A 19,069-nucleotide genomic window follows, 5' to 3' on the forward strand; every position below is an offset into this window, starting at 1 on the left:
CGCAACCTGAGCTGCGGTGCACCGAGCGTACGCGCCCGACCGGGCGTGATGACACACCCCTGAACTGGGGGTGGACTGGGGGGACGATCGTGGAACAATGCCGGTGCGACGTGCCGCCGAGCCCGCGGACGTCAGCCGACGATACGCCGGAACGCGGCCATGAGCGCCACCCGCTCGGCCGAGTCCCGGGCGAGCGGCGTGACGGTGAGCGTCGTCACGCCCGCGGCGGCGAACGCCGCCACCCGCTCGGCGACCTCGGCGGGCGAGCCGATCAGCGAGATCGCGCGGACCAGGTCGTCGGGGACCGCGGCGATCGCCTCCTCGCGGCGGCCCTCGAGGTAGAGGTCCTGGATCGTCGCCGCCTCGTCCGCGTAGCCGTAGCTCGCGATCAGGTCGTTGTAGAAGTTCTTGCCGCGCGCGCCCATGCCGCCCACGTACAGGGCCAGGTTGGGCTTCACGGCCGCGATGGCGGCGGCCGCGGCATCCGCTCGGTCGGTGATCGCCAGGGCCGGGCTCGCGAACACGTCGAGCGGGCCGAGTTCGGGTGCCCGCTTCGCCAGGCCCGCGTCGAGCGCGTCGCCCCAGACGTCGCGCGCCCGCTCGGGGTGGAAGAACATCGGCAGCCAGCCGTCGGCGATCTCGGCGGTCTGCGCGACGGACTTCGCACCGAGCGACGCGACCGTGATCGGGATGCGCTCGCGCACGGGGTGGTTGATGAGCTTCAACGGCTTGCCGAGCCCGGTGCCCTCGCCCTCGGGCAGCGGGATGCGGTAGTGGCGTCCGGTGTGCACGACGGGCTCGCGCCGCCAGGTCATGCGGCACACGTCGATGATCTCGCGGGTGCGGCCGAGCGGCGCGTCGTACTTCACGCCGTGGAAGCCCTCGATGACCTGCGGGCCCGAGGCGCCGATGCCGAGCTCGAAGCGCCCGTCCGACACGTGGTCGAGGCCGGCGGCCGTCATCGCCGTGAGCGTGGGCGTGCGGGTGTAGAGCTGCAGGATGCCGCTCATGAGCGTCATGCGGGAGGTGCGCGCGGCGAGGAAGCCGAGCTGGCTGACCGCATCGAACGAGTACGCCTCGGGCACGGCGACGAGGTCGACGCCCGCCGCCTCGAGCTCGGTCACCTCGTCGGCGACCTCGCGGAATCCTCCGGCGTAGTTCAGGAACATGCCGACGCGCATGCGTCACTCCTCGTCGTCGTGGGGTTCGGGCGGGCCGGCACGCGGCGTGGGGGCGCGCGGCGGGCCACCACGACCCTAGCCGACGGCGAACGGATGCCGCGGCGCCCCCGATCCCCCGAGGGCCGCCGCGGCATCCGAGTCTCAGGTCTCGAAGGCGACGATGGGTTCGGTCGTCGGGGCTTCGGAGCCGCCGGCCGGTTCGACGGTGATGCCCACGAGCAGGCCGGGCTCGAACTCGCCGTCGAGCACGACGTACGCGGCCCCGCCGTCCGGATCGAAGAGCCCGGCGGGCGTCGCGGCGGGCTGCTCGCCCGAGGCGTCGATGTACCAGAGCTCGTACGTGCGGTCGTCGCCGGCCTCGGGCAGGCGCTCGGCGCGGATGGCGGATCGTCCGAGCTGCTCGGACCAGACGAGGGTGACCTCGCCGCCGCTGGCGAGTTCGACAGTGGCGGTCTGCGCGTCGTCGGCCGCGGCGATGGCCTGCACCTCGCGCTGGGCGCCCCAGCCGGCGGTACCGGTCCAGTTGAGGCCGACGACGGCACCGGCGATGAGGAGCACGGCCGCCGCCGCGGACGCGACCAGAGCCGCGGGCCGCTGGAACCAGCGGCGGCGAGCGGCCCGCTCGGCCGGTCCGGCACCGACCGGTGCCATGGCATCGGCGGGCGTGGCGAAAGGGGCGGGTCCCACGGGCGCGAGCGGCGTCGCCGGCGGCGGCACCATCGACTCGGCCGGGGCCGACTCGGCGGGAGCCGTCGCCGCAGCGGGCGCGGCCGGCGCGGACTCCGAAGGCGCGGGGGCGTCGACCTGGGGCGCGTCGTCGAGTCGAGCGAAGATCGCGTCCCTGAGTGACGGCGGCGGCGCGACGGCCGGGGCCTCGTCGGCCAGGCCGACGGCGGCCTCGCGATAGGCCTCCACCTCGGCGCGCGCCTCCGGCGAGGCGGCGAGGTGCCGTTCGACGATCGCGCGCTCCTCGTCGGACACGGCGTCGAGCGCGTAGGCGGCGAGCAGCTCCTCGGGGTCCACGGGGTCTCGACGGCCGGGGAACTCGGGCTCGGTCATGCGGTCACCCCCAACAGCCGGCGCAGGCGGATCATGCCGTCGCGCAATCGGGTCTTCACGGTGCCGAGCGGCACGTCGAGCCGCTCGGCGATCTCGGACTGGGTCAGCCCGCCGTAGTACGCGAGCGCGACGCACTCGCGTTGCAGGTCGCTCAACTCCGCGAGCGCGCCGCGCGCGCGTTCGTGCTCGATGCGCACCTCGGCCGATTCGGCGACGGTGTCGACGGGCACGTCGAGGTCGCGCGCGCCGATGCGGAGGTCGCGGTCGTGGGCGGACTGGGCGGACCGCACGCGGTCGACCGCGCGGCGGTGGGCGAGCGTGAACATCCACGAGATCGCCGACCCGCGGTCCCGGTCGAACCGGGGCGCGGTCTGCCAGACCTCGAGGAAGACGTCCTGGGTGACCTCCTCGGCCTGGGCCGGGTCGACGACGAGTCGCCGCACGAGCCCGAAGATCCGGGCGGACGTGCGGTCGTACAGCGCGCCGAAGGCGTCACGGTCACCGGCACCGGCGGCGACGAGCAGGTCGTCGACGCTGGGGTCGGATGCCGCGGCCTCGTGTTGCGCGTCCACCACGCGTCCCAGCATGTCAGACCGGGGGCGGCGGCGTCGCACCGGGGCCGGCGCGATCCGCGCGGGGGCCAGTGCGATGCTCATCGGTGCTCCTGCGGTCGGGTTCGCAGGTGGTTCGGTGCGGAGGCTCGCGAGGATTGCCCCGCGGCGGAAGGGCGGGACCGGGCGGACGGGGTCAGATGCCGCCCGGGGTGTCCTCACCCGTGGCGATGCGGCGTCGGTGCTCGCGGTTGCGGATGACGCGCTTGACGACGAACGCGGCCACGGCGACGACCACGCCGATGATCACGAGCACCTGGAACGCGTCGGCCCACGGCTCGACGACCTCCCAGTTCTCGCCGAGGAAGAAGCCGGCGAGGACGAAGACCGTGTTCCAGATGAGGCTTCCCGCGGTCGTGAGCAGGAGGAACAGCGGGACGTTCATGCGGGTGACGCCCGCCGGGACCGAGATGAGGCTGCGGAACAGCGGGATCATGCGGCCGAAGAAGACGGCCTTCTTCCCGTGGTCGAGGAACCACTGCTCCGTGCGATCCACGTCGGCGACGTCGACGAGCGGCACCGCCTTGATGATGGCCCGCGTGCGCTCGCGACCGAGCACGCGCCCGATCGTGTACAGCGCGACCGCGCCGAGGACCGACCCGAGCGTCGTCCAGAACAGCACCTCGACGAGGCTGAACGAACCCTGGCTCGCGGTGAAGCCCGCGAGCGGGAGGATGACCTCGCTCGGCAGCGGGGGGAAGAGGTTCTCCAGCGCGATCGCGAGGCCGGCGCCCGGAGCGCCGAGCGTCTCCATGAGGTCCACGGCCCACGCGGCGAGGCCGGTGAGTTCGGGTTCGGCGGCGGCGATGGGGGTCGTCGTCATGCGTTCGAGCGTATGGGATGCCGATGGACGGACCCTGACCGAGGCGACGGCGCCGTGGCATCCGCTCGCCGTCGCCGGGCCGACACGCCCGGCCGAAGCCTCACCAAACCGTCTCGTCGCCCGCCCCGAACCCCACCATGACGGCCCCGAGGGGCGGGCCGCACACCGAAGGAGAGAACCGATGCGAACCACGTTCCGCACGCAGCGCACCACGCTCGCCGCATTCTCGATCGTGGCCGTCGCCGCGCTCGGCCTCGCCGGATGCAGCGCCGGCTCGACCGATGAGCCGGCCGCCGACGACGAGACGACGATGTCCGAGGAGCCCATGGAGACCGAGGACAGCATGGCGGACCCCGCCGCGAACCTCGTCGGCCCCGGCTGCGCCGACTACGCCGAGCAGGTGCCGGACGGCGCCGGCTCGGTCGAGGGCATGTCCCAGGACCCGGTCGCGGTCGCGGCGTCCAACAACCCGCTGCTGACGACGCTCGTCTCGGCGGTCTCGGGTGAGCTGAACCCCGACGTGAACCTGGTCGACACGCTGAACGGCGACGAGTTCACGGTCTTCGCGCCCGTCGACGACGCGTTCGCGAAGATCGACGCCGCGACCATCGAGACCCTGCAGACCGACAGCGAGCTGCTCACCTCGATCCTCACGTACCACGTGGTTCCCGGCCAGCTCTCGCCGGACGAGGTCAGCGGCACGCAGACCACCGTGCAGGGCGGCACCGTCGAGGTGACCGGCTCGGGTGACGAGCTCATGGTGAACGACGCCAACGTGATCTGCGGCGGCGTCATGACGGCCAACGCGACCGTCTACCTCGTCGACACGGTGCTGCTTCCGCAGTAACCGACGCGCACGGCTGAAGGCGCCCGGGCTCCGGCCCGGGCGCCTTCAGCGCGTTCCGAGGCGGATGCGGGAGGCTTGAGGCTCCCGGTGAGCGATCGGAGACCGAGTGGGCTGGAGCATCATCCTCGACGTCGCGCTCGTGCTCGTGCTCATCGGGGCGCTCGTGCACGGATGGCGCGCCGGCCTGCTCCGCACCGCCGCGAGCCTGCTCGGCCTCATCGCGGGCGGCATCGCCGCCTACTTCGCCATGCCGTGGGTGGTGTCGTTCATCCCCGCCCCGGAGTGGCGCGCGCCCGTCGCCATCGCCATCGCCATCATGCTCCTCGTCGCGGGGGCCTCGCTCGGCGGCGCGATCGGGCGCGGACTGCGACGCGGCGCCGACGCAGTGAAGCTCGGTCCGCTCGACCGCGTCCTCGGCGCGATCGGCAACACCATGGTCACCGCCTTCGTCATCGCCCTCGTCGGCGCGGGAGTGTCCACCATGGGCGTCCCCGTCGTGTCACCGGCCGTGGCGAACTCGTGGGTGGTGCGCGGCATCGACCAGATCACGCCGCAGCCGGCGCGGTCGCTCATGGCCGAGCTGCGCGGCGCGGCCGTCGGCGAGGCGATCCCGTGGCTGGTGGGCGTCCTCGACGGCCCCTCGGTCGCGCCTGAGCTGCCCACGGGCGGCGTCGACGATCCGGAGCTGTCCGCGGCCGCGGCATCCGTTGTGCGCATCACCGGACTCGCCTTCGAATGCGGCGGCAACCTGACCGGATCGGGCTTCGTCGTCGCCGAGGACCGCGTGGTCACCAATGCGCACGTCGTGGCCGGCGTCGACGAGCCGATCGTGCACGCGCCCGGCCGCAACCCCGTCGCGGGCCGCGTCGTCGCGTTCGACCCCGACAACGACCTCGCGCTGATCGCGACCGACGGCCTCGGCGTGACGCCGCTCGGGCTCGCCGAGCCGCCCGCGGCCGAGGAGGACGCGGCCGTGGCCGGCTACCCGTACGGCGGCCCGCTCGAGCTCCGCCCCGCTCGCGTGATGGCCAACGGCCCGCTCACCATCTCGGTCGACGGGACCACCTCGTCGCGCGAGGTGGTCACCCTCGCCGCCGACGTCGACCAGGGCAACTCGGGCGGACCGGTGCTCACCGGCGACGGACTCGTCGGCGGCGTGGTGTTCGCCAAGTCGCAGACCGTCGACAACGTGGGCTTCGCGGTGCCGGTGGGCGCGCTGGCACCCCTCGCCGACCAGGCTCCTTCGCTCAGCCAGCAGGTCGACTCCGGCAGCTGCGTGAACTGACCCCGCGGGGCTACTCGGCGGTGAAGCCGGCGAAGCGGATGCCCCAGCTGATCTCCCACTGCTCGCCCGGGTCGAGCCAGCGCACGCCCTTGCCGGAGTTGAAGGCGTCGGCCGGCGCGGTCATCGGCTCGACGGCGATCGCCATCGATTCGCCGGGGTAGCTGTCGGTGGTGAAGACCTGCACGTAGGCGAACTCGTCGTCGGCCCACACCGAGACGGAGCGGCCGTCGGGCGCGGTCAGCGTGTGCTCGACGGTGCCGTCGACCGAGGCGAGCTCGCCGAACGCGTCGTCGAGCTGCAGGTCGCCCACGCGGCGCCCCTCGCGGAAGTCCCACGGGGTGTCCTCGACCGAGATCTCGCCCGTCGGCAGCAGCCGGTCGTCGACCTCGATGTGGCTGGCGGCGCGGAGCCGGAGCACGAGGTCCTCGGTGCGGACGCCGCCGATCTTCAGGAACGGATGCGTGCCGACCGCGACGGGCGCCGACTCGCCGCCCTGGTTCTCGAGGAAGTGCGTGACCTTGAGCCCGTCGGAGACGAGTTCGTAGCGCACGGCGGTGCGGACGGTGAAGGGGTAGCCCATCTGCGGGTGGATCGTGGCGCTCAGCGTCACCGAGTCGCGGTCCTGCTCGACGGGCGTGTACTCGGTGTAGCGGAGCAGGCCGTGGATCGCGTTGCTGCGGGCGGGCTCGGTGATCGCGAGCTGGTACGAGGTGCCCTCGTGGGTCCAGACACCGTCGCGGATGCGGTTCGGCCACGGCACGAGCACGATCCCGGAGCCCGACGGCGGGGTCTCGTCCTCGCCGTAGGACGGCACCAGGTCGATGCCGTTGATCGTCAGCGTGCGCAGGCCCGCTGCGACGGCCGTGACGGTCGCGCGGACATCGCCGGTGGAGGTGGTCGTCTCGAGTTCGAACTGCTCGCCCGTCGGGAGGGTCATGCACTCCACCTTATGGCTGCTCGGCTCCGTGGGCGACGAGGACCTCGAGCCCCGCGTCGCGGAGCTCGCCGAGGAGCACGGCCGGGGCTGCGGCATCCGTCACCAGCGTGTCGAAGGCGTCGACCGGGGCGACCCGGCCGAGGTGGACCTCGCCCAGCTTGGACGCGTCGGCGACGACGACCGCACGCTGCGCGCGGCGCAGCATGAGCGCCTTGACCGAGGCCTCGGGGAGGTTGGCGTTGGTGACGCCGTGGCGCGCGTCGACGCCGTTGCAGCCGAGGAACGCGAGGTCGACGTGGACCTCGTCGAGCACGGACGCGGCGAGCGGGTGCACGAGCGAGTGCTGGCGCGGCCGGAGCGTGCCGCCCGTGACGACGACCGAGAAGCGCGGGATCTCCGGCTCGAGCTCGAGCGCGATCGAGAGGCCGTTCGTGAAGATCGTGAGGTCGTCGAGGTCGGTGCGGGCCCGCAGGGCGCGCGCGACCTGCAGGGTCGTGGTGCCGACGTCGAGGATGATGCTCTGCCCGCTCCGCACGAGGGCCGCGGCGCGCTGCCCGATGAGCTGCTTGGGCACGACCGAGGCCTCGAGGGCCTCCTCGAAGGTCGGCTCGCGGTCGGGTCGCGGGGCGTCGGGGCCGGCTCCGGCCGGCACCGCGCCGCCGTGCACGCGGCGCACGCGCCCCTCGCGCTCGAGCGCGTCGAGGTCGGCCCGCGCGGTGACGGGCGTCACGCCGAAGGACTCGCTGAGTTCGATGACGCGCACGAAACCGCGCTCGACGACGAGGTCGGCGGCGAGGGTGCGCCGGCGGCGGGCGTCGCGGGGCGGTCGGTCGGGTTCCATGGGCCCATCATCGCGAGGCGAAGCGCACTTTGCAATACGAAACCCGCTTGTTTCCGAAACGAAGATCGCGTAGCGTGTCGGCGTGCAGCAGACGGAACCCGGCATCCTCGACCCGCGCATCGCGGTGCGCCGCTCGACCCTGGCCGACGGGCGCGAGCTCATCTACTTCGACGATGCCGACACCGTGCTCGGCACCGAGCGCGCCGTCGACGCGCGAGCGCTCGACCCGCGCCCCGGGACCGCCGAGATGCGCCAGGACCCGCTGACCGGCGACTGGATCTCGGTCGCCGCCGCACGCCAGAACCGGGCGTTCCTGCCGCCCGCCGAAGCCGATCCCCTCGCGCCGCAGACCGAGACGAACCCCTCCGAGATCCCGAGCACGTACGACGTCGCCGTGTTCGAGAACCGCTCGCCGTCGTTCGGGCCCGACCTGCCCGGCTGGGGCGAGTCGACGGATGCCGCGGCATCCGCCCTCGCCGAGCTGCGCGCCGTCGGCCTGGACCGCACGTCCCCGTCGCACGGCCGATGCGAGGTCGTCTGCTTCAGCCCCGAGCACGAGGGGTCGTTCGGCACGCAGACGGTCTCGCGCGCCCGCACCGTGATCGAGGCCTGGTCGCACCGCACCGCGGCGCTGTCGGCGCTGCCCGGCGTGCAGCAGGTGTTCCCGTTCGAGAACCGCGGCCGCGACATCGGCGTCACGCTCCCCCACCCGCACGGCCAGATCTACGCGTACCCCTACGTGACCCCGCGCACCGAGCGGCTGCTCGCCTCGATCGACGCGTACGGACCGACGCTGCAGGCCGACATCCTCGACCGGGAGCGCAGCGGCGACCGCGTGCTCATCGCCGGCGAGCACTGGACCGCGTTCGTGCCGTTCGCCGCGCGCTGGCCGATCGAGGTGCACCTCATGCCGCACCGGCACGTGCCCGACCTCGCGGCGACCGACGAGGCCGAGCGCGCCGAGCTCGCGAGCCTGTACCTCCGCCTGCTGCGCGGCGTCGACCGGCTGTACGACACCCCCACGCCCTACATCGCCGCGTGGCACCAGGCGCCCGTGCACGAGCGCCGCGACGAGGTGCGCCTCACCATGCAGCTCACCAGCCCGCGCCGCGCCGCCGAGCGGCTGAAGTACCTCGCCGGCTCCGAGGCCGCCATGGGCGCCTGGATCGGCGACGTCCCGCCCGAGACCCAGGCACGCGCGCTGCGCGACGCGATCGAAGGAGTCGAACTGTGACCGACGCCGTGGCATCCGCCCAGCAGCGCTTCGCCGAGCAGTACGGGCGTCGCCCGGTCGGCGTCTGGTCCGCTCCCGGCCGCGTCAACCTGATCGGCGAGCACACCGACTACAACGACGGGTTCGTCTTCCCGTTCGCGATCGACCGGCGCACGACCGTCGCCGTCGGCGACCGCGACGACCGCCTCGTGCGCGTCGCCTCGACGTTCTCGCCCGGGACCGTCGAGGTCCACCTCGACGAGCTCTCGCCCGACGCGGTCTCGGGTTGGGCGGCGTACCCGCTCGGCGTGGTGTGGGCGTTCGCCGAGTTCGGCGCCGACCTGGCGCACGCGCGCGGCGTCGACCTGTACATCGACTCCGACGTGCCCGTCGGCGCCGGCCTGTCGTCTTCGGCCGCCATCGAATGCGCCGTCGCCCTCGCCTTGGACGAGCACTGGGCGCTGGGCTTCGACCGGCCGACGCTCGCGAAGGTGGGGCAGCTCGCCGAGAACCGCGCCGTCGGCGCGCCGACGGGCATCATGGACCAGTCCGCGTCGCTCCTCGGCGAGACGGATTCGGCCGTCTTCCTCGACTGCCGCAGCCTCGATGCCGACGTGATCCCGCTCGGCTTCGCCGAGGCCGGCCTGTCGCTGCTCGTCATCGACACGCGCGTCAGCCACTCGCATGCCACCGGCGGCTACGCCGCGCGACGGGCGTCGTGCGAAGCGGGTGCGCGAGCGCTCGACGTGGAGTCGCTGCGGTGGCTCGACGTCGACGACCTCGACCGGGCTCGCGAGCTGCTCGACGACGAGACCTTCCGCCGCGTGCGGCACGTCGTGACCGAGAACCAGCGCGTGCTCGACACGGTCCGCACGCTCCGCGAGCAGGGCCCGGGCGCGATCGGACCGCTGCTCGACGCCTCGCACGTGTCGATGCGCGACGACTTCGAGATCTCGGTGCCCGAGCTCGACCTCGCCGTCGAGACCGCCCAGGCCAACGGCGCGATCGGCGCGCGCATGACCGGCGGCGGCTTCGGCGGCGCGGCGATCGCGCTCGTCATCGACGACCTCGTGCCGGTGGTCGCCCGCAAGGTGCAGGAGGCGTTCGCCGAGCGCCGCTTCCGCGAGCCCGCGATCTTCACGGTGCACGCGGCGCAGGGCGCGCGGCGCGACGCCTGAGCCGCGTTCCGGCGTCGGGCCGCGCGGAGGTCACGCCTCCCGCGTCGGTTCGTCCGCGGACCCGGGCTCGACGGGCGTGGGCGTGCCGCCGGTGAGGCGCACGAGCTCGTCGTACGTGGTCGGGAAGACCGTCTTGGCATGCCCGGCCGCGGCCCACACCTCGTCGTAGCGGGCGAGGTCGACGTCGACGAACGTGCGCACGGGCGCCGGGTGCCCGACGGGCGCGACCCCGCCGATGACCTGCCCGGTCGCCGCCTTCACGACCTCCTTCGACGCGCGCCCGATCCGGCCGCCGAGGCGCTCGCCGAGCCAGTCGGTGTCGACGCGGTGCGCGCCGGAGGTCAGCACGAGGATCGGCTCGTCGTCGAGCGTGAAGACCAGTGAGTTCGCGATCTGGCCCACCTCGACGCCGAGCGCGTCGGCGGCGAGCTGCGCCGTCGTCACGGCGTCGCCGAACCAGACCACGCGGGGCTCGACGCCCCGCGCCTCGAGGGCGGCGATGACGCGGTCGACGGCGGCGTGCGAGGGCGCGGTCTGCTCGGCGGACATGGGTCGATCCTACGAGCGGATGTCGCGGCATCCGCCACGCCCGCCGCGGGACTTCACCGCACTGGCATAGGGTGCGACCGTGAGCCGCGACGCGCCCCAGCCGACACCCGAGCCCGGACCGGGCGGAACGCCGTCCGGCCGGCTGGCCCGACGACTGGGTCTCCGCGACGCGGTGGCGATCGGGCTCGCCGCCATGATCGGTGCGGGCGTGTTCGCGGTGTGGGCTCCCGCCGCACAGGCGGCGGGCGGGTGGCTGCTCGCCGGGCTGGTCGTCGCGGCGTTCGTCGCGTTCGCCAACGCCGGATCGACCGCGCAGCTGGCGGTGCGCCATCCCGAGGCGGGCGGCGCCTACCGGTACGGGCGGGAACGGCTCGGCGCGTGGCCCGGGTTCCTCGCCGGCTGGGGGTTCGTGGTCGGCAAGACCGCCAGTTGCGCGGCCATGGCGCTGACCGCCGCCGCCTACCTCGTGCCCGGCCAGTGGCAGAAGCCGGTCGCGATCGCCGCGGTCGTCGTGCTCGTGGGCGTCAACGTGCTCGGGGTCACGCGGACCGCGCGCGCGGCGACGGTGATCGTGTCGGCCGTGCTCGCGGTGCTGGTCGTGGTCGTGGCCGCCGGCGTCGCGACGATCGCGGAGGCGGGGTGGGGCGGGGCGGCCGCCTCAGCGGCGACGGGCGTGTACGAGCTCCGCACCGGCATGGGCGCGGACGCAGCAACCACGCCGTTCGCCGCCGCCTACGGCGTGCTGCAGTCCGCTGCCCTGATCTTCTTCGCCTTCGCCGGCTACGCCCGCATCGCGACGCTCGGCGAGGAGGTGCGCGATCCGACGCGCACCATCCCACGCGCGATCGGCATCGCGTTCGGCGTCGTGGTCGTCGTCTACGCGGCGGTCGGCACCGCCGCGCTCGGGTCGCTCGGCGCCGTCGCCCTCGCCGGATCGCCCGCGCCGCTCGCCGACGTGGTGGTCGCGGCCGGCTGGGCCCGGGCCGATCCCGTCGTTCGCGTGGCTGCGGGAGTGGCGGCGCTCGGGTCGCTGCTCGCCCTCATCGCCGGCATCGGCCGGACGAGCTTCGCGATGGCGCGCGACGGGGAACTGCCGCATCCGCTCACCCGGGTGCACCGGCGGTTCGGCGTGCCCCACGTCGCCGAGCTCACCGTCGGCGCGGCGGTCATCGTGCTCGTCCTCGTCGCCGACCTGCGCGGCGCGATCGGGTTCTCGTCGTTCGGGGTGCTCGTGTACTACCTCGTCGCGAACTGGTCGGCGCTGACCCAGCCCGCCGCCGAACGGCTGGTGCCCCGGTGGGTGTCGTGGTCGGGCGCGATCGGATGCGTGGTGCTCGTGATGACCCTTCCGCTCGTCTCGATCGCGGCGGGCGTGGCGGTGTTCGCGGTCGGGGCGGCGGTGCGCGGCATCCGTCTTCGAGCGGGCCGCCGTCGCTGACGGAGCGGGCCTAGGCTGGGGCGCATGACCGCCGCCGACCCGTCCGCCCGCATCCTGACCATCGCCGACGTGCCCGCACCCGACATCGACGACACCGCGTTCGTCGCTCCGGGCGCCGTGATCGTCGGCCAGGTGCGCCTGGCCGCGCGGTCGAGCGTCTGGTATACGGCGGTGCTCCGCGCCGAGGCCGAGCCGATCACCCTCGGCGAGCGCTCGAACCTGCAGGACGGCGTCGTCTGCCACGTCGACGCCGGCTACCCGGTCACGATCGGCTCGGGCGTCTCGGTCGGCCACCGCGCGGTGCTGCACGGCTGCACCGTCGAGGACGACTGCCTCATCGGCATGAGCGCGACCGTGCTCAACGGGGCGGTGATCGGCGCGGGCTCGCTCGTCGCGGCCGGCGCGGTCGTGCTCGAGGGCACGGTGGTGCCGCCGGGCTCGCTCGTCGCGGGGGTGCCCGCCAAGGTGCGCCGCGAGTTGACGCCCGAGGAGCAGGCCGGCATCCGCCGCAACGCCGAGGCGTACCTCGCGCACGTCGACCGGCATACGGCGCCCGTCGACTGATCAGTCGCGCGAGCCGGCCCCGACGGTCTCGTCCCGGCTGGGCGGCGCGGTGGCCGTCGCAGCGGATGCCGCGGCCTCCGGCCGGACGGGTGCGAGCGGCTCGGCGACCCGCGCCGCATCCGTCGCCGTCCAGCGCCGCAGTGCTCGCCGCGCCCGCCGGACGCGGCGCACGACGGCCCGCACCGGCACGCCGATGCCCCACGCGAGCGTGCCGGCGAGCGAGCGGTCGAACGCGCCCAGCATGCGCCGGCGCTCGAACGCCGCACGGAGCGCGCCGCCCCACAGGTCGTGGCGGCGTTCCAGCGGTGGCAGCGGCACGATCTCCCGCGCCTCGACGAGCGCGGTGAGCCGCCGGGCCCAGTCGGACTCGTGCGGCTCGTGGAAGTAGTTGTCGGCGAGCCACGCGGCATCCGCGTACCGGAACCGGCCCGCGACGAGGTCGGTCGTCGACCCGAACACGCCGGCCCCCTCGAACACGGTGTTGATCATCGCCGGCGAGACGCCGAAGTCGTCGAGGAGGAGCACGGGCAGGTCGAGGGCGATCGCCTCGAGCGCGGCGGTCGAGCTCACCGTGACGAGCGCGGCGGCCCGGGCGAGGTGCGCGGCCATCGGGCCGTCCTCGACGACGAGGTTGGCGGGCACGCGGTCGAGGTCGGCGAGCAGGTCGGCGTAGTCGTGCTCCTCGGCGTGGGTCTGCGCCTCCCCCGCGCGGGCGCGCACCTTGACGACGACGCGGTGCTCGGGTCGGCGCCGGGCGAGCTCGGCGAGCGCGGCGAGCAGCTTCACGCGGTCGGCGCGCTCGGTGGGCACCTTGGCCTGCGCGGCGAACACGAGATCGGTGCGCTCGCGCCCGGGTGCCTCGCGGTCGTCCGTCGCGAGGAACGGGAGGTTGGCGAGCCCGAACATCCGGTCGACGCCGAGCGCCCACGCGTTCGCCTCGAAGTCGCGCACCTCGCGGCGGCTGTGCAGCACGACGAGGTCGGTCTGCTCGCGGTAGACGACGGCCTTCGGCACGGCCGGGATGGTGAGCCCGGGGAATCCGCTGAGGAGCACCGGCCGGTTCGGGCGGGCGTTCAGGCGCGGTGCGACGACGCGGACGAACGGTCCCCGCAGCGAGAGCAGCACCGCGTGCGGGTCGAAGGCGTCGAGCTCGGCGTCGAGGTCGTCGAGGTGGCGCGCGTGCGCGGCCTCCGTGGTGAACGCGGTGCCGGCGAGCGCGTCGGCGAGCTGTCGCGGGCTCGGCTGCACGGGCGAGGCGATGACGACCAGGCGGGTGCGCCATCCGCTCGGCAGGGTCGATGCGAGGGCGGCGCCCCACTTCACGTACGAGTCGGAATCGGCGACGACGAGCAGTCGGCGGCCCCCGCGCGCGTCGCGCGTCGCGGCATCCGTCACGCGAGCACCCGGCGGAGCTTGGCCTTCGGCGCCTCCTCGCCCGGGTAGACGCGCTTGATGCCGTCGCCGAGCGCCTCGCCGATGATGCGGATGTCGCGCACGAGGTGGTCGAGGCCCTGCGGCTCGAGCGAGGCCGAGTGATCGGAGCCCCACATGGTGCGGTCGAGGGTGATGTGCCGCTCGACGGCCACGGCGCCGAGTGCGACGGCCGCGAGCGAGATCTGCAGGCCGCGCTCGTGCCCGGAGTAGCCGATCGGGACCCCAGGGAAGCGGCGCTTCAGCGCGGGGATCATGAGCAGGTTCGCCTCCTCGGGCGGCATCGGGTAGCTCGAGGTGGCGTGCATGATGACGAGGTTCTCGGTGCCGAGCACGGTGACCGCGCGGTCGATCTCGTCGAGGGTCGACATGCCCGTCGAGAGGATGACCGGCTTGCCGGTGTCGCGCACCGCCTCGAGCAGTTCGAGGTCGGTGACCGAGGCCGACGCGATCTTGTGCGCGACGACGCCGTACGACTCGAGGTCGGCGACGGCGGGCGCGTCCCACGGCGACGCGAACCAGTCGAGCCCGTGCAGCGAGGCGTGGTCGGCGATCGCCGCGTACTCGTCGCGGCCGAACTCGACCCGGTGCCGGTACTCGAGGTAGGTCATGGTGCCCCACGGCGTCTCGCGGGGCGTGAGCTTCATGTGCTCCGGCGTCGAGAGGTCGGGCGTGCGCTTCTGGAACTTCACCGCCTGCGCGCCGGCCCGCGCAGCGACCTCGATGAGCCGCTTGGCGAGCTCGACGTCGCCGTTGTGGTTCAGGCCGATCTCGGCGATGACGTAGACGGGCTCGTACTCGCCGATGGCGGCGTGGCCGATGCGCACGGACATGTGGGCTCGCTCTCGTTCAGGGTGCGGGGGCGGGTTCCGGCGCCGGCGGCGCAGCGGGCGGGTGAGCGGATGCCGCGGCGATCGCCTCGCGCTGCAACCGGGTCGGGTGGGCGGGCTCCAGCTCGCGCGCCTCGCGGGCGGCGGCGCGGGCGTCGCGTTCGCCCCGCCAGTCGTCGTCGACGGATGCGGCGGAGCCATGCGCCGCGCCGCCACGCGTCGCCGCGGTCGCCCTGGCCTCGCGGGCGGCGAGCACGAGCTCGGCCAGCTCCCGCACCGCGCCGTGGCCGCCGTGGCGCTGCAGCACGTGCCGGGCGCGGGCGAGCGCCTCGGGCGCGGCATCCGGCACCGCCACGGGCCAGCCCACGAGGTCGAGCGCGGGGATGTCGCCGCGGTCGTTGCCGAGGTACGCGATGCGGTCGAGGCGGATGCCGCGCGTCGCCGCCCACTCGCGGAGCGCGCTGCCCTTGTCGGCGAGCCCCTGCACGCAGTCGACGCCGAGCTTCTCGGCGCGGCGGCTCACGACCGGGTTCGCCTCGGCGGAGAGGATGAGCACCGGGATGCCGGCGTCGCGCAGCCGCGCCACGCCAGCGCCGTCGGCCCGTGAGACGCGCACCGATTCCCGGCCGAGCTCGTCGAGCCCGGCGGTGTCGTCGGTGTGCACGCCGTCGAAGTCGGTGACGACCGCGTCGACGTCGATGAACGGATGCCGCGGGTCGGCCGGCCACGCCGCGCCGCGGGCCGCGCTCACGCCGCTGCCGGCAGCCCGCGCGGCCTGCGCCGCGGCGAGGGCCCCGGCGAGCCGGCGGTCGATGCGCGCGGCGAGCGCGCGCGCCCGGGCGAGGTCGGCCGCGTCGTCGATCTCGATCGCGAGGTCGGCGTGCACCGGCTGGATGCCGATGCGACCGAAGAACCGGTGCCGGGCCGCGGTGAACCCGTCGGTGCGAAGCGCGTAGAACGCGCCGGTCTCGAGGTACTCGGGCGCGCGGTCCTGCCGCCGCGGGCGGTTTCCCGGGTCGTGGTTCACGCCGACCGCACTGGCCCCGTCGGCCTCGTCGGCGCGTTCGCGCCAGAGGAAGCCGTGCGTGGGCGTGGCCGCGAACACCACGTCGCGCTCACCGCGCTCGACCCGGGAGACCGCCGCGTCGAGGTCGGCGGGGTCGATGAACGGCGACGTCGCCTGGATGAAGACCGTGACGTGCGCCGGCGCCGGCGCCTGGGGCGAGCGGCTCGCGGCCGCGCGGGGCGTCACGAGGTCGAGCACCTCGAGCGCGTGGAGCAGCGCCGACTCGCTCGACGCGGTGGCGTTCGCGAGTTCGGCGGGTCGCGCGACCACCTCGGCGCCGGCTGCGCGTGCGACGTCGGCGATCTCGTCGTCGTCGGTCGTGACGACGACGCGTCCGATGCGCTCCGCGGCGAGCGCCGCGTGCACGGCGCGGGCGACGAGCGGCACGCCGCCGACTCGGGCCACGTTCTTGCCGGGCAACCCCTGCGAGCCGCCGCGCGCCGGGATGACCGCGACGGCCGTGCGCGCCGGCGCGTCCACTCCCGACCCGCCGCCGGTCGCCGCGCGGTCGCCCGGCGCGCCGGCGAGGTCCCCCGACCCGCCGGAGCCGTTCCGAGCGAGTCCCCTCGCGCTCGCGCCGGCGGCGGTCGCCTCGGTGAGGTCGGTGCTCATGCCGCGAAGCTATGCGCGGCGTTCGTCCGCCCGGTGCACGCCCGGTGAACGTCCGACGTCGTTCAGGCAGCGAGCGGATGCCGCCGCGCCCCCGTGCGCTGGGGATAACCTCGTCCCGCCGCGCCGCCGTCGCCTACGGTGGAGCGCATGCCCGAAGCCTCCCCCGCCAGGCCCTCGAGACGGATGCCGCACCCCCGCGCCGCTGCCGCCGTGCTCTCGTGCGCCCTGCTGCTCGGCACTGCCGCCTGCGCGTCGCCGGACGGCGACGCGCCCCGCGCCTCCACGGCCGCCCCGTCCGCCGCCGCGACCGACCAGCCGATCTTCGCGTCGGACGAGGAAGCGCTCGCGGCGGCGGTGGAGGCGTATGAGGCCTATAGCGAGATGTCCACGCGGATCGCCTCAGAAGGGGGCACCAACCCCGAGCGGATCACGGAGGTCGTCAGCGAGAACGCCGCTTCGCAACTCGTCGAGGAGTTCGAGGCTCTGGCTGAGGCTCAGCTGCGTACGACCGGGACAACCAATGTCTACGGAGCGCGCCTCATGTCTTGGGAACAGGCCGGAGAAGACACAACGGTTTCGGCGTACTTCTGCCGAGACGTGTCTGGCGTTCGAATAGTCAATGCCTCTGGGGCGGACGTAACCAAGCCGAGGACCAGCGATGTATCGGCTCTGGTTGCCACCTTCGTGGTCCGACCAGACGATCCGTCCAAGCTCATCGTCGAGGACACCGAGCCATGGTCCGACATCACATTCTGCGAGTAGGACTGGCTGGGTGGGCGGTTGCGACGCTCTCGCTTGCCGGGCCAGTCGCTGCTACCGCCGACGACGCTGATTCCTGGGACATCGGTGCCGTCTTCGACGCCGACCAATCATCCGGCGAGGGCGCAGCGCAAGTCGTAGCTGATTACGCCCGACCGGGCACGGACAACAATCCGGTCGACGGCTACAGCCCCGACCCGGACCAGGTCGCCGAGGGGATCGGCTTCGGCGGCACCACCCAACCCACTCGCCCCGCCGCTCCCCCGCGCGACATCTGCAGTCCCACGAATCCGACCGACTGCTTCTTCACCGGCGCCGAGCCGACCCCGCCGCCGGCGGGCGAGCCGGCCGTGACGCTTCGCGACGTCGCCACGTTCCAGCCGGCGCCGCACGAGCACACCGCCGAGCCGGCGGGTTGGGCGGTCGTCGACCTGCCGGCGAATGCCGTCGCCGAGGCCGGCACCGTGACGCGATCGGGCACGCTCTTCGCCCGACCGGTGCAGGTGCGGTTCCATCCGGTCGGCTACCGCTGGGTGTACTCCGACGGCGCGACCGTCGGCAGTGCGGATCCCGGTGCGACCTGGGCCGAGCTCGGCCAGCGCGAGTTCACCGCGACGCCGACGAGCCACGTCTATCGCAGCAAGGGCGAGCACACCGCCCGGCTCGACGTGACCTACGTCGCCGAATACCGCTTCGACGGGTCGGCCTGGCGGTGGATCGACGGCACGCTCACCGTCCAGGGCGCGCCGCAGCCGGTGCTCGTCGGCGACTTCGACACCGTGCTCGTCACCGGGCCGTGCACCACGCACCCGAACAGCCCCGGATGCGGGTAGCGGTCAGCGGCTGCTGAGCCGGAGCTCGGCCGCCTTCACCACGTTCGCGAGCAGCATCGCCCGCGTCATCGGGCCGACACCGCCGGGGTTCGGCGACAGGTGCCCGGCGACCGACGCGACCTCGGGATCGACGTCGCCCGTGAGCCGACCCTTGCCCGTCTCCTCATCGGCCACGCGCGTGATCCCCACGTCGAGCACCGCTGCGCCCGGCTTGATCCAGTCGGGCTTCACCATGTGCGGCACGCCGACCGCGGCGACGACGATATCGGCGCGACGCACCTCGTCGGCCACGTCGACCGTGCGTGAATGGGTGAGGGTGACCGTGGCATCCAGCCCCTTGCGGGTGAAGAGCAGGCCGAGGGGGCGGCCGACCGTGAGGCCGCGGCCGATCACCGCGACATGCCGCCCGCGGATCGGCACCTCGTACCGCTGCAGCATCTCGACGATGCCGGCGGGCGTGCAGGGCAGCGGGGACTGCAGGTCGCCCTCGATGCCGAGCACCAGGCGGCCGAGGTTCGTGGGGTGCAGCCCGTCGGCGTCCTTGTCCGGGTCGATGAGCTCGAGCATCGCGTTCTCGTCGTGCCCCGTCGGCAGCGGCAGCTGCACGATGTAGCCCGTGACCTCGCGGGCCGCGTTCAGGTCGCGGATCGCCGTACGCACATCGGCCGTGGTCGCCGACGCGGGCAGGTCCACGCGGATCGACTCGATGCCGACCTCGGCGCAGTCGCGGTGCTTGCCGGCCACGTACGACCGCGACGCCGGGTCGTCGCCGACGAGCAGCGTGCCGAGCCCCGGCACCACCCCGTGGGCGCGCAACTCGGCGATGCGCGACGCCAGCTCGGACTTCACGGCCGACGCCGTGGCGACGCCGTCAAGGGTGATCGCGGTCATGTGGGTACCTCTTCCGAGCTGGTCAGCGGAGCGGGATGAAGGAGATCCGGGCCGACACGCCGTGGGGCGGATGCCGCGGGCGGCGTGTCGAGAGCGGACTCCTTCGCTGCGACGGGATGCC

The 19,069-nt window shown here is 73.9% G+C and carries 19 protein-coding genes; 8 read left to right on the forward strand and 11 right to left on the reverse strand.

Annotated elements, in window-relative coordinates; translation table 11 throughout:
• Positions 1–131: 131 nt before the first annotated feature.
• The 4 genes from RH861_RS10220 to RH861_RS10235 form a co-directional block, all read right to left on the reverse strand.
• Complete coding sequence (locus tag RH861_RS10220; protein WP_310520901.1) at positions 132–1,181, reverse strand: LLM class F420-dependent oxidoreductase; 1,050 nt, start codon at positions 1,179–1,181, stop codon at positions 132–134.
• A gap of 141 nt (positions 1,182–1,322) precedes the next feature.
• Positions 1,323–2,240, reverse strand: coding sequence for an anti-sigma factor (locus RH861_RS10225; RefSeq protein WP_310520902.1), 918 nt, complete (start codon positions 2,238–2,240; stop codon positions 1,323–1,325).
• The gene (gene sigK, locus RH861_RS10230; protein ID WP_374760983.1) at positions 2,237–2,827 is read right to left on the reverse strand and encodes an ECF RNA polymerase sigma factor SigK; all 591 of its coding nucleotides are present in this window, start codon (positions 2,825–2,827) and stop codon (positions 2,237–2,239) included. The genes RH861_RS10225 and sigK overlap by 4 nt, the downstream gene beginning before the upstream one ends.
• 160 nt (positions 2,828–2,987) lie before the next feature.
• Complete coding sequence (locus RH861_RS10235) at positions 2,988–3,674, reverse strand: DedA family protein (protein WP_310520904.1); 687 nt, start codon at positions 3,672–3,674, stop codon at positions 2,988–2,990.
• A gap of 181 nt (positions 3,675–3,855) precedes the next feature.
• On the opposite strand from RH861_RS10235, the gene RH861_RS10240 reads away from it, so the two are divergent.
• The gene (locus tag RH861_RS10240; protein WP_310520905.1) at positions 3,856–4,521 is read left to right on the forward strand and encodes a fasciclin domain-containing protein; all 666 of its coding nucleotides are present in this window, start codon (positions 3,856–3,858) and stop codon (positions 4,519–4,521) included.
• 106 nt (positions 4,522–4,627) lie between these two features.
• Complete coding sequence (locus tag RH861_RS10245; protein WP_310520906.1) at positions 4,628–5,806, forward strand: MarP family serine protease; 1,179 nt, start codon at positions 4,628–4,630, stop codon at positions 5,804–5,806.
• Positions 5,807–5,816: 10 nt separating this feature from the next.
• Here RH861_RS10245 and RH861_RS10250 read toward each other — a convergent pair whose 3' ends face one another.
• Both RH861_RS10250 and RH861_RS10255 read right to left on the reverse strand, forming a co-directional pair.
• Complete coding sequence (locus RH861_RS10250; protein ID WP_310520907.1) at positions 5,817–6,743, reverse strand: aldose 1-epimerase family protein; 927 nt, start codon at positions 6,741–6,743, stop codon at positions 5,817–5,819.
• 10 nt (positions 6,744–6,753) lie between these two features.
• On the reverse strand, positions 6,754–7,584 hold the full coding sequence (locus RH861_RS10255) for a DeoR/GlpR family DNA-binding transcription regulator (RefSeq protein ID WP_310520908.1): 831 nt from the start codon (positions 7,582–7,584) through the stop codon (positions 6,754–6,756).
• 82 nt (positions 7,585–7,666) lie between these two features.
• Here RH861_RS10255 and galT point away from each other — a divergent pair, with 82 nt between their 5' ends.
• Together galT and galK are read left to right on the forward strand one after the other, a co-directional pair.
• Positions 7,667–8,818, forward strand: a complete 1,152-nt coding sequence (gene galT, locus RH861_RS10260; RefSeq protein WP_310520909.1) for a galactose-1-phosphate uridylyltransferase — start codon at positions 7,667–7,669, stop codon at positions 8,816–8,818.
• A complete protein-coding gene (gene galK / locus RH861_RS10265) occupies positions 8,815–9,975 on the forward strand; it encodes a galactokinase (RefSeq protein ID WP_310520910.1) in 1,161 nt (386 codons plus the stop codon). Before galT ends, galK begins: the two co-directional genes overlap by 4 nt.
• A 30-nt stretch (positions 9,976–10,005) precedes the next feature.
• Here galK and RH861_RS10270 read toward each other — a convergent pair whose 3' ends face one another.
• Positions 10,006–10,524 carry a YbaK/EbsC family protein gene (locus tag RH861_RS10270; protein WP_310520911.1) on the reverse strand — a complete coding sequence of 173 codons (519 nt, stop codon included), beginning with the start codon at positions 10,522–10,524 and terminating at the stop codon, positions 10,006–10,008.
• A 79-nt stretch (positions 10,525–10,603) separates the two neighbouring features.
• Here RH861_RS10270 and RH861_RS10275 point away from each other — a divergent pair, with 79 nt between their 5' ends.
• A complete protein-coding gene (locus tag RH861_RS10275; protein WP_374760975.1) occupies positions 10,604–11,962 on the forward strand; it encodes an APC family permease in 1,359 nt (452 codons plus the stop codon).
• 24 nt (positions 11,963–11,986) lie between these two features.
• A complete protein-coding gene (locus RH861_RS10280) occupies positions 11,987–12,526 on the forward strand; it encodes a gamma carbonic anhydrase family protein (RefSeq protein WP_248599207.1) in 540 nt (179 codons plus the stop codon).
• Here RH861_RS10280 and RH861_RS10285 read toward each other — a convergent pair whose 3' ends face one another.
• Genes RH861_RS10285 through RH861_RS10295 form a run of 3 tightly spaced genes read right to left on the reverse strand, consistent with a single transcriptional unit; the run spans position 12,527 to position 16,465 of the window.
• Positions 12,527–13,921, reverse strand: coding sequence for a DUF6716 putative glycosyltransferase (locus RH861_RS10285; RefSeq protein ID WP_310520912.1), 1,395 nt, complete (start codon positions 13,919–13,921; stop codon positions 12,527–12,529).
• Positions 13,918–14,790, reverse strand: coding sequence for an N-acetylneuraminate synthase family protein (locus tag RH861_RS10290; RefSeq protein WP_248599205.1), 873 nt, complete (start codon positions 14,788–14,790; stop codon positions 13,918–13,920). Before RH861_RS10290 ends, RH861_RS10285 begins: the two co-directional genes overlap by 4 nt.
• Before the next feature lie 16 nt (positions 14,791–14,806).
• Positions 14,807–16,465, reverse strand: coding sequence for a cytidylyltransferase domain-containing protein (locus RH861_RS10295; protein WP_310520913.1), 1,659 nt, complete (start codon positions 16,463–16,465; stop codon positions 14,807–14,809).
• A 147-nt stretch (positions 16,466–16,612) separates the two neighbouring features.
• Between RH861_RS10295 and RH861_RS10300 the strand changes: the two genes are divergently transcribed.
• Complete coding sequence (locus tag RH861_RS10300; protein WP_310520914.1) at positions 16,613–17,227, forward strand: hypothetical protein; 615 nt, start codon at positions 16,613–16,615, stop codon at positions 17,225–17,227.
• A 347-nt stretch (positions 17,228–17,574) separates the two neighbouring features.
• Positions 17,575–18,057 (forward strand): hypothetical protein, encoded by a 483-nt coding sequence (locus RH861_RS10305; protein WP_310520915.1) that lies wholly within the window; start codon positions 17,575–17,577, stop codon positions 18,055–18,057.
• A gap of 3 nt (positions 18,058–18,060) precedes the next feature.
• On the opposite strand, the gene RH861_RS10310 is transcribed toward RH861_RS10305, so the two are convergent.
• Positions 18,061–18,948, reverse strand: a complete 888-nt coding sequence (locus tag RH861_RS10310) for a bifunctional methylenetetrahydrofolate dehydrogenase/methenyltetrahydrofolate cyclohydrolase (protein WP_310520916.1) — start codon at positions 18,946–18,948, stop codon at positions 18,061–18,063.
• Positions 18,949–19,069 lie beyond the last annotated feature (121 nt).

The sequence above is a fragment of the Agromyces indicus genome (assembly GCF_031432295.1).
GTDB lineage: Bacteria > Actinomycetota > Actinomycetes > Actinomycetales > Microbacteriaceae > Agromyces > Agromyces indicus.

Excerpts from the sequence above, each read along its gene's own strand:
- RH861_RS10220 (WP_310520901.1), bottom strand. The coding sequence starts at position 1,181 with ATGCGCGTCGGCATGTTCCTGAACTACGCCGGAGGATTCCGCGAGGTC.
- RH861_RS10225 (WP_310520902.1), bottom strand. The coding sequence starts at position 2,240 with ATGACCGAGCCCGAGTTCCCCGGCCGTCGAGACCCCGTGGACCCCGAG.
- sigK (WP_374760983.1), bottom strand. The coding sequence starts at position 2,827 with ATGCTGGGACGCGTGGTGGACGCGCAACACGAGGCCGCGGCATCCGAC.
- RH861_RS10235 (WP_310520904.1), bottom strand. The coding sequence starts at position 3,674 with ATGACGACGACCCCCATCGCCGCCGCCGAACCCGAACTCACCGGCCTC.
- RH861_RS10240 (WP_310520905.1), top strand. The coding sequence starts at position 3,856 with ATGCGAACCACGTTCCGCACGCAGCGCACCACGCTCGCCGCATTCTCG.
- RH861_RS10250 (WP_310520907.1), bottom strand. The coding sequence starts at position 6,743 with ATGACCCTCCCGACGGGCGAGCAGTTCGAACTCGAGACGACCACCTCC.
- RH861_RS10255 (WP_310520908.1), bottom strand. The coding sequence starts at position 7,584 with ATGGAACCCGACCGACCGCCCCGCGACGCCCGCCGCCGGCGCACCCTC.
- RH861_RS10270 (WP_310520911.1), bottom strand. The coding sequence starts at position 10,524 with ATGTCCGCCGAGCAGACCGCGCCCTCGCACGCCGCCGTCGACCGCGTC.
- RH861_RS10280 (WP_248599207.1), top strand. The coding sequence starts at position 11,987 with ATGACCGCCGCCGACCCGTCCGCCCGCATCCTGACCATCGCCGACGTG.
- RH861_RS10290 (WP_248599205.1), bottom strand. The coding sequence starts at position 14,790 with ATGTCCGTGCGCATCGGCCACGCCGCCATCGGCGAGTACGAGCCCGTC.
- RH861_RS10295 (WP_310520913.1), bottom strand. The coding sequence starts at position 16,465 with ATGAGCACCGACCTCACCGAGGCGACCGCCGCCGGCGCGAGCGCGAGG.
- RH861_RS10300 (WP_310520914.1), top strand. The coding sequence starts at position 16,613 with ATGCCCGAAGCCTCCCCCGCCAGGCCCTCGAGACGGATGCCGCACCCC.
- RH861_RS10310 (WP_310520916.1), bottom strand. The coding sequence starts at position 18,948 with ATGACCGCGATCACCCTTGACGGCGTCGCCACGGCGTCGGCCGTGAAG.